The 13543-nt window shown below is 50.0% G+C and carries 14 protein-coding genes, 1 pseudogene and 1 riboswitch; of the genes and pseudogenes, 14 read left to right on the top strand and 1 reads right to left on the bottom strand.

Annotated features, from left to right (window positions below; all coding sequences use genetic code 11):
* Positions 1-129: 129 nt before the first annotated feature.
* The 10 genes and pseudogenes from pfkA to EKM94_RS00125 all read left to right on the top strand — a co-directional run bounded on the left by pfkA (position 130) and on the right by EKM94_RS00125 (position 9069).
* Entirely contained in the window at positions 130-1089 is a 960-nt protein-coding gene (pfkA, locus tag EKM94_RS00080) for a 6-phosphofructokinase (RefSeq protein ID WP_125595636.1), read from the top strand.
* Between the two features lie 80 nt (positions 1090-1169).
* Positions 1170-2939 (top strand): pyruvate kinase, encoded by a 1770-nt coding sequence (gene pyk, locus EKM94_RS00085; protein ID WP_125595637.1) that lies wholly within the window; start codon positions 1170-1172, stop codon positions 2937-2939.
* Positions 2940-3191: 252 nt separating this feature from the next.
* Positions 3192-3656 (top strand): DUF441 domain-containing protein, encoded by a 465-nt coding sequence (locus EKM94_RS00090; RefSeq protein ID WP_125596354.1) that lies wholly within the window; start codon positions 3192-3194, stop codon positions 3654-3656.
* A gap of 50 nt (positions 3657-3706) precedes the next feature.
* Positions 3707-4579: a CvfB family protein gene (locus tag EKM94_RS00095; RefSeq protein WP_125595638.1), complete on the top strand. Its 873-nt coding sequence runs from the start codon at positions 3707-3709 to the stop codon at positions 4577-4579.
* Positions 4572-5459: a site-specific tyrosine recombinase XerD gene (gene xerD / locus EKM94_RS00100; protein WP_125595640.1), complete on the top strand. Its 888-nt coding sequence runs from the start codon at positions 4572-4574 to the stop codon at positions 5457-5459. Before EKM94_RS00095 ends, xerD begins: the two co-directional genes overlap by 8 nt.
* Before the next feature lie 31 nt (positions 5460-5490).
* Positions 5491-5874 carry an N-acetyltransferase gene (locus EKM94_RS00105; protein WP_125595642.1) on the top strand — a complete coding sequence of 128 codons (384 nt, stop codon included), beginning with the start codon at positions 5491-5493 and terminating at the stop codon, positions 5872-5874.
* Positions 5875-5883: 9 nt separating this feature from the next.
* Positions 5884-6618 (top strand): segregation and condensation protein A, encoded by a 735-nt coding sequence (locus EKM94_RS00110; protein ID WP_125595644.1) that lies wholly within the window; start codon positions 5884-5886, stop codon positions 6616-6618.
* Positions 6619-6645: 27 nt separating this feature from the next.
* Positions 6646-7173 (top strand): annotated as a pseudogene (gene scpB, locus EKM94_RS12695) (SMC-Scp complex subunit ScpB); the annotation flags it as partial.
* A 262-nt stretch (positions 7174-7435) separates the two neighbouring features.
* A complete protein-coding gene (locus tag EKM94_RS00120; RefSeq protein WP_125595649.1) occupies positions 7436-8179 on the top strand; it encodes a pseudouridine synthase in 744 nt (247 codons plus the stop codon).
* 82 nt (positions 8180-8261) lie between these two features.
* A riboswitch (FMN riboswitch) is annotated at positions 8262-8379 on the top strand.
* A 108-nt stretch (positions 8380-8487) separates the two neighbouring features.
* Complete coding sequence (locus EKM94_RS00125) at positions 8488-9069, top strand: ECF transporter S component (protein ID WP_164511028.1); 582 nt, start codon at positions 8488-8490, stop codon at positions 9067-9069.
* Positions 9070-9341: 272 nt separating this feature from the next.
* Here the strand turns inward: EKM94_RS00125 and EKM94_RS00130 are convergent, their stop codons facing one another.
* Positions 9342-9623, bottom strand: a complete 282-nt coding sequence (locus tag EKM94_RS00130) for a ferredoxin (protein ID WP_164511029.1) — start codon at positions 9621-9623, stop codon at positions 9342-9344.
* 29 nt (positions 9624-9652) lie between these two features.
* On the opposite strand from EKM94_RS00130, the gene EKM94_RS00135 reads away from it, so the two are divergent.
* The 4 genes from EKM94_RS00135 (at position 9653) to cmk (ending at position 13537) form a co-directional block, all read left to right on the top strand.
* On the top strand, positions 9653-10663 hold the full coding sequence (locus EKM94_RS00135; protein ID WP_125595655.1) for a hypothetical protein: 1011 nt from the start codon (positions 9653-9655) through the stop codon (positions 10661-10663).
* Positions 10656-12116, top strand: coding sequence for a RecQ family ATP-dependent DNA helicase (locus EKM94_RS00140; protein WP_125595658.1), 1461 nt, complete (start codon positions 10656-10658; stop codon positions 12114-12116). The genes EKM94_RS00135 and EKM94_RS00140 overlap by 8 nt, the downstream gene beginning before the upstream one ends.
* Positions 12117-12210: 94 nt before the next feature.
* On the top strand, positions 12211-12837 hold the full coding sequence (locus EKM94_RS00145) for a LysM peptidoglycan-binding domain-containing protein (RefSeq protein WP_164511030.1): 627 nt from the start codon (positions 12211-12213) through the stop codon (positions 12835-12837).
* A 34-nt stretch (positions 12838-12871) separates the two neighbouring features.
* Entirely contained in the window at positions 12872-13537 is a 666-nt protein-coding gene (gene cmk, locus EKM94_RS00150) for a (d)CMP kinase (RefSeq protein ID WP_125595663.1), read from the top strand.
* Positions 13538-13543 lie beyond the last annotated feature (6 nt).

Consider the following 13543-nt stretch of genomic DNA (forward strand, 5'->3'; position numbering starts at 1 on the left):
GATTTCATGATATTTGTCTTTAATTACAAGACAATTTTCTTTAAAGGTGGTAGACTGATTAAGGACTGTGGTTCTGGAGAGATCCGGGAGCACAAGTATGACAGTGAGAGATTGACTTGAGGTGAAGAAATGAAAAAAATCGGTATTTTAACGAGTGGTGGCGACGCACCTGGTATGAACGCCGCGATTCGTGCCGTAGCCCGGAGAGCTTCTGCAGAAGGGCTTGAGGTTTATGGCATCAACTATGGCTTTGCTGGTCTGGTTGCTGGCGATATTTTTCCATTAGATGAGGCTGTTTTAGATGATAAGATCGCTCGTGGTGGGACTTTCTTATACTCGGCCCGTTATCCAGAGTTTGCCAATGTCGAAGGCCAACTGAAAGGGATCGAACAACTGAAGAAATTCGGGATCGATGCTTTGGTTGTGATCGGCGGCGACGGCTCCTATCATGGCGCGCTACGTTTGACTGAACATGGTTACAACGCGGTTGGTCTACCAGGTACGATCGATAATGACGTGCCTTATACTGACTTTACCATTGGCTTTGATACTGCTTTAAGTACGGCGGTCGAGGCGATCGACAAGATCCGCGACACCGCCACCAGTCATCAACGGGTTTTCGTGGTTGAAGTGATGGGCCGTGGCGCTGGCGATCTGGCCTTGTGGGCTGGTGTCGCTACTGGCGCTGAGGCGATCATCGTGCCAGAGCGGGACTATGATGTTCCGGCCATTGCCAAGAAGTTGGAAGCATTCCGGGAAGCCGGTCACGATAACGCCGTCATTGTTTTGGCGGAGGGCGTGATGAGTGCTCAGGAATTCAAAGCGGAATTGGACAAGTATGGTGACTTTGATTCACGGGCGACCACGATCGGCCACGTTCAGCGTGGTGGTGTTCCAACCGCACGTGATCGGGTCTTGGCCAGCAAGATGGGCAATTACGCCGTTGAGCTGTTGCTTCAAGGTAAAGGTGGCTTAGCGATCGGGATCGAGAACAACCAGATCACTGAGCATCCTATGGAAGAACTGTTTGATGAAAAACATCATGCAGATTTAGACCTTTACGACATGAATAATAAGTTCAATCAGTAAGCATTTTGTGCTATGATAATACACGGTTAGAATGGCGTTCAAGCCTTTTAATAAAATCAATGTAAGGAGCGTTTTTTTTCATGAAAAAGACCAAGATTGTTTCAACACTTGGACCTGCAAGTAACAACACCGACATTATTGTGAAGTTGATCGAATCCGGAGCTAATGTTTTCCGGTTCAACTTCTCTCATGGTGATCATGAGGAACATTTAAGCCGGATGAACATGGTCCGTGAAGCAGAAAAGATCACTGGTAAGCTTGTTGGTATCATGCTTGATACTAAGGGCGCAGAGATCCGGACAACGGTTCAAGAAAACGGTTCTTTTGAAGCTCATACGGGCGATGTTATCCGTGTTTCAATGGATGACAGTTTGACTGGTAACCCTGACAAGATCGCGGTTACTTATCCTGGCTTGTATGATGATACTCATGTTGGCGGTCACGTTTTGATCGATGATGGCTTAGTTGACTTGAAGATCACTGCTAAAGACGAAGCTAATCATGAATTAGTTACAGAAGTTCAAAATGATGGCAAGGTCGGCTCGCGTAAGGGTGTTAACGCGCCTGGCGTTGAGATCCGCTTGCCAGGTATCACTGAAAAAGATGCTGACGATATTCGTTTTGGTTGCGACCAAAACATCAACTTCATCGCTGCCAGCTTTGTTCGTAAAGCTGCCGACGTTTTAGATATTCGTGAAATCTTGGAAGAAAAACATGCTGAAAATGTTAAAATCTTCCCTAAGATCGAATCTCAAGAAGGTATCGACAATATCGATGAAATCTTGAAAGTTTCTGATGGTTTGATGATTGCTCGTGGTGACATGGGTGTTGAAATTCCATTTGAAAACGTTCCTTTCGTTCAAAAGAACTTGATCAAGAAGTGTAACACTTTGGGCATGCCTGTTATTACAGCAACACAAATGTTAGACTCCATGCAAGAAAATCCTCGCCCAACTCGTGCCGAAGTTACTGACGTGGCTAACGCTGTCATGGACGGTACTGACGCAACGATGCTTTCTGGCGAAAGTGCTAACGGCGACTATCCTGTTGAAGCCGTTGCTACAATGGCCCGGATCGATACTCGGACTGAAACCGAAATGAAGAAGCGTAATACTTTAGCATTACAACGGTTTGAAGAATATAAAGGTTCTAACGCCACTGAATCTATTGGCGAATCCGTTGTTCGGACTGCTGAAGAATTACACGTTAAGGCCATCGTTGTGGCAACTTCATCAGGCTATTCAGCACGGATGATCTCGAAATATCGTCCTAACGCTAACATTTTAGCAATCACTTTTGATGAGAAGACGCAACGCGGTTTGACTGTCAACTGGGGCGTTACACCTGTTTTAGCTGCTAAGCCAGCTTCAACTGATGAAATGTTCGAAATCGCTGGTCAAAAGGCGCAAGATTACGGCTTCGCTAAAGAAGGCGACCTGATCTTGATCGTTGCCGGTGTTCCTGTTGGCGAAAGCGGCACAACTAACATGATGAAGATCCAATTGATCGGTTCTAAGTTAGCTCAAGGCCAAGGTGTTGGCGACGAAACAATCGTTGGCAAGGCTGTTGTTGCTGATAACGCTAAAGACGCGGTTGCTAAAGCAACTGAAGGTGGCGTTTTGGTTGTTAAGACAACTGACAAGGATTACTTGCCAGCTATCGAAAAATCAAGCGCGATCGTCGTTGAAACTGGCGGCTTGACTTCACACGCTGCTGTTGTCGGGATCGCAATGGGTATTCCTGTTGTTGTCGGCGCAGCTGATGCTACTAGCCTGATCAAGGATGGCGAATTGATCACCGTTGATTCACGTCGTGGCGTGATCTACCGTGGCGCTTCTAACTCACTTTAATCATTAGCTGATCAAGTGTGTTGTTCGCTTCATTGAATTGAAAAAGAGCTCGGGACCCGCGAGGGGAACCGAGCTCTTTTTGACCTTGATTACTGGAGGGACTGCCAAGATAAACTTGCGCGTCCACCGCCGCCGTCAGCGCGTCCACCGCCGCACGCAAACGGACCGTGAAAGATAGAATTTAGAATTTTTCCTCATTAACGCCACTTTTTTTGGTACAATGATGGAAGAATACAGGAGATGGGTGAAAATGTGGAAAGCTGGTTATTTCTCGGTTTGATCCTAGCAATCGCCTTGCTAGGTCGGAATAAATCATTGATCATCGCCACCGCGGTGGTCTTGGCGATTAAATTATTACCTCAGGCGGACAAATGGTTGAAATTTGTGGGCGATCGGGGGATCAATTGGGGCGTGACCGTTATTTCAGTGGCGATCCTAGTGCCGATTGCCACCGGGAAAATCGGGTTCAAAGATCTGGTCAACGCTTTTAAAACACCGGCGGGCTTCATCGCCGTTGGCTGTGGTATTTTGGTGGCGGTTTTGTCGGCCAAAGGGGTCGGGCTATTAGGCCAAAGTCCAGAAATAACGGTGGCCTTGGTTTTTGGGACCATTGTCGGGGTGGTGTTCTTCCGGGGCATTGCCGCTGGCCCAGTGATTGCGTCAGGGATGACCTATGTGATCTTGACCATGGTCAATGCCATGGTGAACCGCGGTTGATTCACCACGGTCGTGTATCGGAATGAACGGAAAAAGAAAGGATCTTTTAAATGTTAGAACAAGGAACGATCGTGACTGCTACGATCAGTGATCGAAACGAGCAGGGCTTCTTTGCCCAAGCTGAGGGTCAAACCTTACGAGTCGACAGTCCGCGAACCGATTTCCAAACCGGGACCGCCGTCAGCGGGTTTGTCTATCAAAATATGAAGGGGCAGTGGGTCTTGAATACTGAACCACCGCTAGTCAGCCGCAGTCATGTCGGCCCTGGCGAAGTTGTTCAGGTACGCCGTGACCTTGGGGTGTTCATTAATATTGGGTTGCCGGATAAAGATGTGGTCTTATCCCTAGATGAACTGCCAGAATTACACAATATTTGGCCGCAAAAGGGGGATCATCTCTATGTTTCTTTGAAGACCGATCACAAGGATCGGTTGTGGGCGGAGCAGGCCGGCGATGAGTATTTCAAGGAACATGGGCGTTTTAGTCAGGAATTCACCCGTAACGAAGCGGTCAGCGGTACCGTTTATCAGGATAAGAAAGTCGGTTCCTTCGTGGTCCTAACGGATAAACGGTTGGCTTTTGTCCATCATACGGAACGTTTGGATGAGCCGCGGGTCGGTGAACCGGTTCAAGGGCGGGTGATCGGCTTGACACGGGATGGTCGTTTGTCGATCAGCCTGCGTCCCTTAGCTTATGAAGAAATCGCCGATGACGCGAAAATGATCCTGGCGGTGTTGCAGCGAGTGCCAGAACAACAAATGACTTATCAAGATAAAAGCGATCCTGAAGAAATCAAGGCTTATTTTGGGATCAGTAAAGGGGCGTTCAAGCGTGCGCTAGGTAGTTTGCTGAAACTAGGCTTGATCAGTACCGACCGTGAAGGCACGCGCTTGACCGATAAAGGCCGCGATTATCGTGACTAACCTGTTAGCCGATTATTTACGGTCCTTGCGAATTGAGCAGGGGTTGGCGGAGAATTCGATTTTGAGCTACGGCCGCGATTTGCGGCAGTATTTGGCTTGGTTGACGGCGCAACAACTGACCGCGTTCCCTGAGGATCCAGCCGTGATCAGCGATTATCTTCATGTTTTGCAATTACAAGGAAAAGGCCAGAGCAGTCGCATGCGGGCAGTTTCTAGTTTACGGCAATTTTATCGTTGGTTGCGCCAATGCGAGCTGATCCAGCATGATCCCATGACCACGATCCCTTCGCCCAAGCGCGGGCAGCATCTTCCCGTGGCTTTAAGCGTCGCTGAAGTCGACCAATTGTTGGCGGCGCCCAATTTAGCCACACCACTGGGCCTGCGTGATCGGGCCATTCTAGAAGTGATGTACGCCACAGGTTTACGGGTTAGCGAGTTGGTTCATTTGCAATTGGCCGAACTTCATTTAGACTTAGGCTTATTACAAACTGTGGGTAAGGGAAATAAGGAACGGCTTTTGCCGATTGGCGATGTGGCGGTCAAATATGTTAGACTGTATCTTGACGAAAGTCGACCTAAGCTGATCAAAACAGATCATTTCGTGGGAACCTTGTTTTTGAATTTTCGCGGTCAACCGATGACCCGCCAGGCTATTTGGAAGCTCATCAAGAAATATATCGCTCAGGTCGGCATCAAGAAAGATGTCACACCCCATACGTTACGGCACTCATTTGCCACACATTTGCTGGAAAATGGCGCCGATCTCAGGGTGGTTCAAGAATTATTGGGACATGCGGACATCTCCACGACGCAGATTTACACGCATATTACCCAAAAGCGTTTGCTGCAGGTTTACGAGCGGGCTCATCCCCGCGACTAACGCAGGGCGCGATCAGTTCGGGAGGAATGACATGTTAGTAAAGTATAAACAGGATTACGAGAAAATCGCCTTAGGTTTGCTATCATTTACGCCAGATCTTAAGAAATTCGATCGGCTGGCGGCGGAGTTGAAGAACTACACCAGTGACGATCAATTGGCTTTGTATTTGTGGCGAACGGAGCAGGGGGATTTTGTGGGCATTGTCGGGATCGAGATCCAGTCGACTTATATCCTTTTGCGCCACCTGGCATTCACACCTGATTATCGCAACCAAGAGAACGCGTTTGCAGTGCTGGATGCGTTGACCCAGCACTACGAGGGCAAGCGGTTGATGGCCCCTGTTAATATGACGGAGATCGTCTCGGCTTGGGAGCGCCATCAAGGAACGGCGCCTGCCGCGCCTGAGAAGCAGTAAGTGACATCGATGGAATTAGAAATCAAATTATCGGAGTTTGAAGGTCCACTGGATCTCTTGTTACACCTGATCAAAATTCAACAGATCGATATTTATGATATCCCCATTGCCCAGATCACGGATCAATACCTGACTTTCTTACATGAAACTCAGGCCTTGACCCTGGATGTTGCCGGGGATTATTTAGTGATGGCCGCCAATCTGATGGCAATCAAAAGCCGGATGCTGTTACCCCGGCCGAAATCAGCACAGTTGGATCAACCAGACGAGGCCGAGCAGGATCCCCGGGAGGTGCTGGTTGCCCAATTATTGGCTTATCAAACCTATCAAGAGGTTGGCCACTATTTGCAGAGCCAAGAGCGCGACCGGTCCCAGTATTTTGTGAAGGAAGAGAGTTCGCCGCAAGAAACCATTACCACCCCGTTACCGCCGGATTTGGTGACGGTCAATGAAATGGCGGCCGCCTTAAGTGAGCTGCTCCAGCAGCGCCAAAAGGAAGCACATTTCTCGCAACAAACGATCAGTCGCGAGACTTTTTCTTTGGATGAAGCAATCATTCAGATCGAAGCGCAGTTGCAACAAGCGGCGGGGCAACGGGTGACCTTTATGAGCCTGTTGACCGGTCAGTTCGATCGGGAACAAGTGGTGGTCTTCTTCTTGGCCTGTTTAGAATTAATGAAAAACAAGGTGATCTGTTGCCACCAAAGTACCTTTAGTCAAGAAATCCAGTTGAGTGAGGAGTAATGACCTGTGACCCAGTATCAAGGTGAGATCGAAAGTGTGCTCTATACGGTTGGCGACGCCGGCATCACATTGAAGGAATTGGCCGGGATCTTAGGGATCCATCCCAGCGCCCTCCGGCAATTGTTGGCTCAATTGCAAGCCGACTACCAGGCTGGTCCCGGTGGCTTAACGCTGTTGAGTTTTGGCGAGCGCTATCAGTTGGCGACCAAGGCCCGCTTCGCGCCCTTGTTGCATCAGTATTTTGCCGGTCATCAACCCAATTCGCTGAGCCAAGCAGCCTTGGAAACCATGGCGATCGTGGCTTATCAGCAACCGGTGACCCGAATCGAGATCGACGCGATCCGCGGCGTTCAAAGTACTGGCGCGTTACAAACCCTAATGGCGCGGCAAATGATCAAGGAGGCCGGGCGCAAAGATGCACCTGGGCGCCCGATCCTTTACGGCACCACAGGCTACTTTCTCGATTACTTTGGGCTGAAGGATCTGAAGGATTTGCCTGACTTACAAGATTTTGCCGGCCAGGCTTTCGACCAGCATGGCAATCTGGATCTCTTCTTTGATCAAGCCAGCAAAGAAAACGCTCAGGTCCCAGGTGCCGCTGAACCAGCGGCGGCCACAGATCCCACAACCAGCGCGACCAACGAGTCAGCAGCATCTGTCAGCGCGACCGATGACAAGTCAGCAGCAACTACAAGCGCAACCGATGACAAATCAGCAGCAACTACAAGCGCAACCGATGACAAATCAGCATCAACTGCCAACGCAACATCAACCAATGCCCAACAGGCGTTAACCCAGGAACTTAAGGAGACCAATCATGAGTCAGAATAATGAACAACAAGAACGGCTACAAAAAGTAATCGCCAATGCCGGGGTCACCTCGCGGCGCAAGGCCGAGGCGATGATCGTCGCCGGCCAAGTGGCAGTCAATGGCACCATCGTTCGCGAATTAGGCACCAAGGTGGGTCCCCGTGATCATGTGGAAGTTGACGGTGTTCCGTTGTCAAAACCGCGCTTAGCGACCTATCTGTTTTATAAGCCGCGGGGGGTGATCTCCGCCGTCAGCGATGATAAGGGCCGTAAGGTGATCAGTGATTATTTCGTGGATAAGCAAGAGCGCCTCTATCCGATCGGGCGGTTGGATTATGACGCTTCCGGGCTGATCCTGGTGACCAATGATGGCGAATTAGCGAATCTCTTGATGCACCCCAAGTTTCAAGTCGATAAAACTTATTTGGCCAAAGTTGAGGGCATTCCCACCGCGGCCGCGCTGAAACAATTGCGCCAGGGTGTGGTCATCAAGGGCAAACAAACCGCGCCGGCCAAGGCTTGGCTCCAGAGTAGTGATCGAACCAAGCAAACGGCGTTAGTGGGGTTAACGATCCATGAAGGGATGAACCATCAAGTGAAGTTGATGCTCCAAAAAGTTGGTTATCCAGTGATGAAATTACGGCGCGAGCAGTACGGATTTTTGGATTTGACTGGGGTCCAACCAGGTGAGGCCCGGAAATTGAATACTAAAGAAGTCCATGAGCTGTATCAGTTAGCGGAGCATAAATAGGCTGCTGAGACTGGTGACACGAAGCGCTTGCTCTGGCAGCGCTTTTTTGGTATACTTTAACTGATAAAAAATAAGAATAATAGTTTGTCTTCAGGGCAGGGTGTGATTCCCGACCGGCGGTAAAGTCCGCGACCCGTGTGAACGGTTGACTCGGTGCAACTCCGAGACCGATAGTATAGTCTAGATGGAAGAAGACAGTCTTTTTTGTTATGTTGATCAAGACTGTTGGTTGTTCCCTGACTAACAGTTTTTATTTGGCTAACAGAGGGGCTGCGCGAAGACAGCTGTTTCGTAAAGGAGCGGTTTTAATGCGTAGTAGTCGGCGTTTGCGGTATTGGGTCAGTGTCACTTTGTTTGGGGTGCTCAGCTATTGTTTGATGTTGCTTGAGTTCCCGATTCCCTTTTTCCCATTCTTGAAATTGGATTTCAGTGATTTGGTGCCTTTGTCTGGTCTGATCTTATTCGGCTTCCCTGGCGCCAGTGGGGTGGTCTTGATTCGAGCGTTCTTGCACCTAGTCATGACCGGTTTCTCGGCCCCGGCGTTATTAGGTGAACTGGGGTCAGTGGTGGCTAGTTTCACGTTATTGGGCGTGACTTGGGCCCTGTTGAATCAGCGTTCAAATTGGCGCCGGCGCTTGGCGCTGATTATCAGTGGCACGTTGGCGTTGACCTTGGTGATGGCCATTTTGAATTACTTTATTTTAACGCCGTTGTATGTGCAGGTGACCGGTTTCAAATTGGGCATGAGCTATTTGAAGTATGTGGTGATGACCATCGTGCCCTTCAACTTGATCAAGGGGAGCCTGGTGATGGGCTTGTTTGTCTTATTGGAAATTCATGTGGGCGCTTATTTCCGCAGAAAGCATGGTGAGTTCCACCAAGCAAATTGATCCGGCGTGCGTCGCTTGATGTTGATCGAACGGGACGGCATCGAGAATTAAGCTAAGATCGGCCTAACAAAAACCACTTGTTCCCCACGCTTTCATGACAGCTTGTGATGCCAGCGGTGGAACAAGTGGTTTTCTTTTGATTGTGGAGCGGGGTTTGGCCGCTGTGTCGCGTATTTTAAGGATGAGGCTAGTGGGTGTTCCCCCAAATTCAAAAATCGGTTGGTCCGGTGAGCGCTTGGTTGAAAAGGAACGGCCACTGGGCTGGGATGACGTTAATGGTGACTGGGGTCGGTCAAATCCGGGTCAGCGTCCAATTGTTGGCGCTGAGCTTCGGTATAGGGCTGATTTTGACGAATGATCGCGCCAGTGGGACAATTGGTGTAAGCTGCTTTGAATTGTGCCTGCAAGGGCAAGGGAAGCGGCGTGGTGCCTTGGTTATTGTCGATTTTAACGTAAGCGATGCCTTCTTCGTCATAGGCAAAGAGTTCCGGTGCCTTCAATTGGCAAAGTCCACAAGCAATACATTGAGCAGGAACAACACGGGTATAGATCATCTTTAAAAACCTCGATTGGTGGTGTCGGTGTGCAAGCGACGATTTTATTGGTTACCTTCGCGGATCAGCCGCGACGCTATAAAGCTATTTTCTATCTTCTTCAAGGTAAACAAACGATTTCAAATCTGTTTGCGGGCCAAGAATACGATTTATTGAATCAATTTCATCTTTATCCTAATTTAAAATGGTCCGATTATCAAGCAAGTTTGCGTGAATTGGCGCAGGCTGGTTTGGTGACGCTGGATTCCAAGCAAGCGCTAGTCACGCTAACGGCTGCTGGGCAAACCGCTCGTGAGCAATTACTAGCGCGGGATTTTTGGCCCCGGGCGTACGATTATTGGCGAATGGGGGCAGCGTTGACGCAATGGACGCGACTTTTGCTGGCCGTTCAAGTGGTCAGCAACTTGGACCATCAAATCAAACATTATCAACCGTTAACTGAAAGCATTAATGTTCAAGGCCATGTCAAACGCTGGTTGCGGCGCTGGGGGCGTCAGGGCAGTCAGGGGCTGGCCCGTGAATTAGGTCAGGCCTTTAACGCCTTGCCGCCACGCACGGCTTTGATCATCGCGAATTCCTTTTGGAGCGATTATGATCCAGGTGTTTCCGCGGGCAGTTTGGCGCAGGCGTTGGGCTTGACGGCTGCGGAATTGCCGTTGGCGCAAATCGATTGTTTGGGCCAACTATTGACTTTCGTTCATGGTCACGCGGCGGCTTATCCGGTTTTGGCGCAATTGCTGCCGGTGCCGGCCAGTCCATTGAACGCTAGCGCTGGCTGGACTTATCAACAGGTTTTGTCAGGGAAAAGTTGGACTAAATTGACCCACGACTCGCGTTTGAAGGCAAGTACCCTGAAAGAACATCTCTTACAGGCGGCCATTTTGTGCCCCGATTTTGCTTTGACCGCGCCGGCGATCCAACAACTGCTTACTTTAGATCCCGATGGCTATTTCAGCCAGCGGATTCAGGAGCTGACCGCGTTGGGGCAATTCCAGACCACGGCGCAATCGTCCCAGCAAGGAGGCGTGACCCATGACTGAGATCGACTTAACCAAGTTGCAAACAGAATTACAGCAGCGCTTCGGCTTTGCGACCTTTCGTCCTGGGCAAGCGGCGTTATTACAAGCATTGTTGGCCGGCCGCGACGCCCTGGGGATCTTGCCCACTGGTAGTGGCAAATCGTTACTCTATCAATTCATGAGCCCTCATCTTGACGGACCGATCTTGGTGGTCAGTCCGTTGATCGCGTTGATGGCAGATCAGGCGTCGCGGATCCGCCGGCAAAATCTCGGTAAAGTCGCGGTGATCAATAGTCAGTTAGCCCCTGATGAACGGCAGCAATTGCTCCGTCAGCTAGGCGACTATCGGTTTATTTTCATGGCGCCGGAGACTTTGCAGCAGCCTGTGGTTCAGGCGCAACTGCGTCAGCTCGGCCTAGGCTTATTGGTGATCGATGAGGCCCATTGTATTTCCAGTTGGGGCCCTGATTTTCGCCCAAGTTATTTGCGCTTGGGTCAGTTGCGCCAGCAATTGCGACCACGCCTGACCTTGGCCTTGACCGCGACAGCTAACACCCGCGTTCGCCAGGATATTTTGACGAATTTGCGGTTAAGTCCGGAGACCTTTGTCTATCAAGCGTCGGTGGATCGGCCCAACATCTATTTACGTTTGCAAAATGTGCCAGATGATCAAACGAAGTGGCAGCAGACGCAACAGTTGGTGGCCGAACAGGTGCCGACCTTGATCTATGTCGCCACTCGTCGCGAGGCCGAAGAAGTCGCCTTACGTTTGAACCAGGCCCAACCAGGCACGGCTGCTTTCTATCACGCTGGGCTGGCGACGATCGAGCGGAATCAGATCCAACAATTGTTTCTCAAGGATCAATTACGGGTGGTGGTGGCCACCAGTGCGTTCGGTATGGGCATTGACAAAAGTAATTTACGTCTGGTGATCCATTATCAGTTACCAGCGAATTTCGAAAGTTATTTGCAGGAGATCGGCCGAGCTGGACGTGATGGGCTGCAAGCCTTGGCCGTGATCTTTGTCCAGCCTAATGATCAGCAGCGGCTGTCGCAGCGGCTCCAGACCAATCAATTGACACCAGGGTTGGTCCAAAGATTCTTTGACCAGCCTCAAGATCCAGTGGGGCTCAACCCAGGGCAACAGACGGTTTTGCAAGCTTATCAACAGGCGGGCATGCCCGCTGAACAGGTGATCGCGATCTTGCAAAAAACCGCGCAGTTGCGCTGGCGCCAGTGGGAGAATTTCTGGGCCTACCTGACGTCACAAAGTTGCTTGCGCCAACAATTATGTGCTTATTTTGACCCGGACCCGCCACAGATCCAGCACGATGAGCTTTGTTGCAGTGAGGCGCCAGCTCCCCGGCTGAGTGCCTTGTTGCAACAGTTGAAGTTGGCTCAAGTTGTTCCGGCGAAAACGGCGCCATCGGACCAAATTCGTGATCCTTTCGTGATTTTGACCCGCCTTTTTTGAAAGTTACGTGAGTTTTTTGCTGATTTAGTAGATTTCTGGAAAATATTTCTGAGATTATGATAGAATAATGCATAGACAGAAAAGGGGGTCAATCATGAGTAAGCAAGACAATCAAGATAATCAAAATCAGCCAACGGAAAAAGTCACGCGTCCGTGGGAAAAAAACTTTGATAATGATCGTGACGCCAATGGTCAACTTTCTCGAACAGCAACGAAGAAGCGGGAACGCAACAATACCGTTTTCGTTGCTGTTTTGGTGGTCATTTTGTTGGCCGTGATCGGCAGTACGATCGGTGCTTGGGTCAGCGATCAGAACGCTAAGAAGAGTCCCGAGATCCAGGTTTCTTCCAAAGCAGCACCAAAGAAATCGACGAAGAAGAATACGAATAGTACGACGTCTAAGGCCAATAGCGAATCTGCGACAAGTAGTTCGGAAGAAGCGGCTTCGTCTTCCAGCGAAGCGATCGCCAATAGCAATAATTCAACCGACAACACCACGGACAATTCGACCAGTTCGTCAACCAGCACGGCTGCTAGTTCCAGCACGACGGAGAGTTCGTCATCAACCAGTACGACCGCCGGAACATATACCGTTAAGGCGGGCGATAACCTTTACCGGATCGCGCTCAACAATGGGATCTCATTGGATCAATTGCTCCAACTCAACGGGTTGAGTAGCAATTCGGCGATCGTACCAGGTCAATCATTACGAGTCAAATAAGCAAACTGATAAATTAGTTAAGGAATGATAGGGCGTGCAAATAGCAATCGACGGACCAGCTTCGGCCGGGAAAAGTACCGTGGCCAAACGGGTCGCACAAGAATTAGGATTTATTTATTGTGATACCGGCGCCATGTATCGGGCCGCAACAGTTTTAGCCGCGGAGAACCAGCTGGATTATGGCGACGAGGCTGGCATCTTAGCCAAGTTGACCCAGCAAGAAATTAGTTTCAAACCGGGGGCACCGGGACATGAGCAGCAAGTATTTCTTGGTCAAGAAGATGTGACCTTTGCGATCCGGACACCAGAGATCACCAATAACGTTTCGCAAGTTTCAGCGTTGGCCCAGATTCGCCAAGCACTGGTAGCGCAACAACGGCAGATTGCCAGCGGGCATTCGATCGTGATGGATGGTCGTGATATTGGCACGACGGTTTTGCCCCAGGCGCAGGTCAAGGTATTTTTGGTGGCAAGTGCCGCTGAACGGGCGCGCCGGCGCTACGCCGAAAACTTGACCAAAGGTATCGAGACGCCCTTGGCCCAACTCGAGGACGAGATCGTCGCCCGAGATTATAAAGATTCGCATCGGAAAGTCTCACCGTTGACCAAGGCGGCAGATGCGATCGAAATCGATACAACCGCGCTGACGATTGACGAAGTTGTCGCAAAAATCGTCGATTTGGCGCAAAAAAAGCAATAAATGCAA

The organism is Lapidilactobacillus achengensis (assembly GCF_003946655.1).
Lineage (GTDB): Bacteria > Bacillota > Bacilli > Lactobacillales > Lactobacillaceae > Lapidilactobacillus > Lapidilactobacillus achengensis.

Bases quoted from the DNA above. Each gene is read 5' to 3' on its own strand.
- pfkA (WP_125595636.1), top strand. From the start codon at position 130: ATGAAAAAAATCGGTATTTTAACGAGTGGTGGCGACGCACCTGGTATG.
- pyk (WP_125595637.1), top strand. From the start codon at position 1,170: ATGAAAAAGACCAAGATTGTTTCAACACTTGGACCTGCAAGTAACAAC.
- EKM94_RS00095 (WP_125595638.1), top strand. From the start codon at position 3,707: ATGTTAGAACAAGGAACGATCGTGACTGCTACGATCAGTGATCGAAAC.
- EKM94_RS00105 (WP_125595642.1), top strand. From the start codon at position 5,491: ATGTTAGTAAAGTATAAACAGGATTACGAGAAAATCGCCTTAGGTTTG.
- EKM94_RS00110 (WP_125595644.1), top strand. From the start codon at position 5,884: ATGGAATTAGAAATCAAATTATCGGAGTTTGAAGGTCCACTGGATCTC.
- EKM94_RS00120 (WP_125595649.1), top strand. From the start codon at position 7,436: ATGAGTCAGAATAATGAACAACAAGAACGGCTACAAAAAGTAATCGCC.
- EKM94_RS00125 (WP_164511028.1), top strand. From the start codon at position 8,488: ATGCGTAGTAGTCGGCGTTTGCGGTATTGGGTCAGTGTCACTTTGTTT.
- EKM94_RS00130 (WP_164511029.1), bottom strand. From the start codon at position 9,623: ATGATCTATACCCGTGTTGTTCCTGCTCAATGTATTGCTTGTGGACTT.
- EKM94_RS00140 (WP_125595658.1), top strand. From the start codon at position 10,656: ATGACTGAGATCGACTTAACCAAGTTGCAAACAGAATTACAGCAGCGC.
- EKM94_RS00145 (WP_164511030.1), top strand. From the start codon at position 12,211: ATGAGTAAGCAAGACAATCAAGATAATCAAAATCAGCCAACGGAAAAA.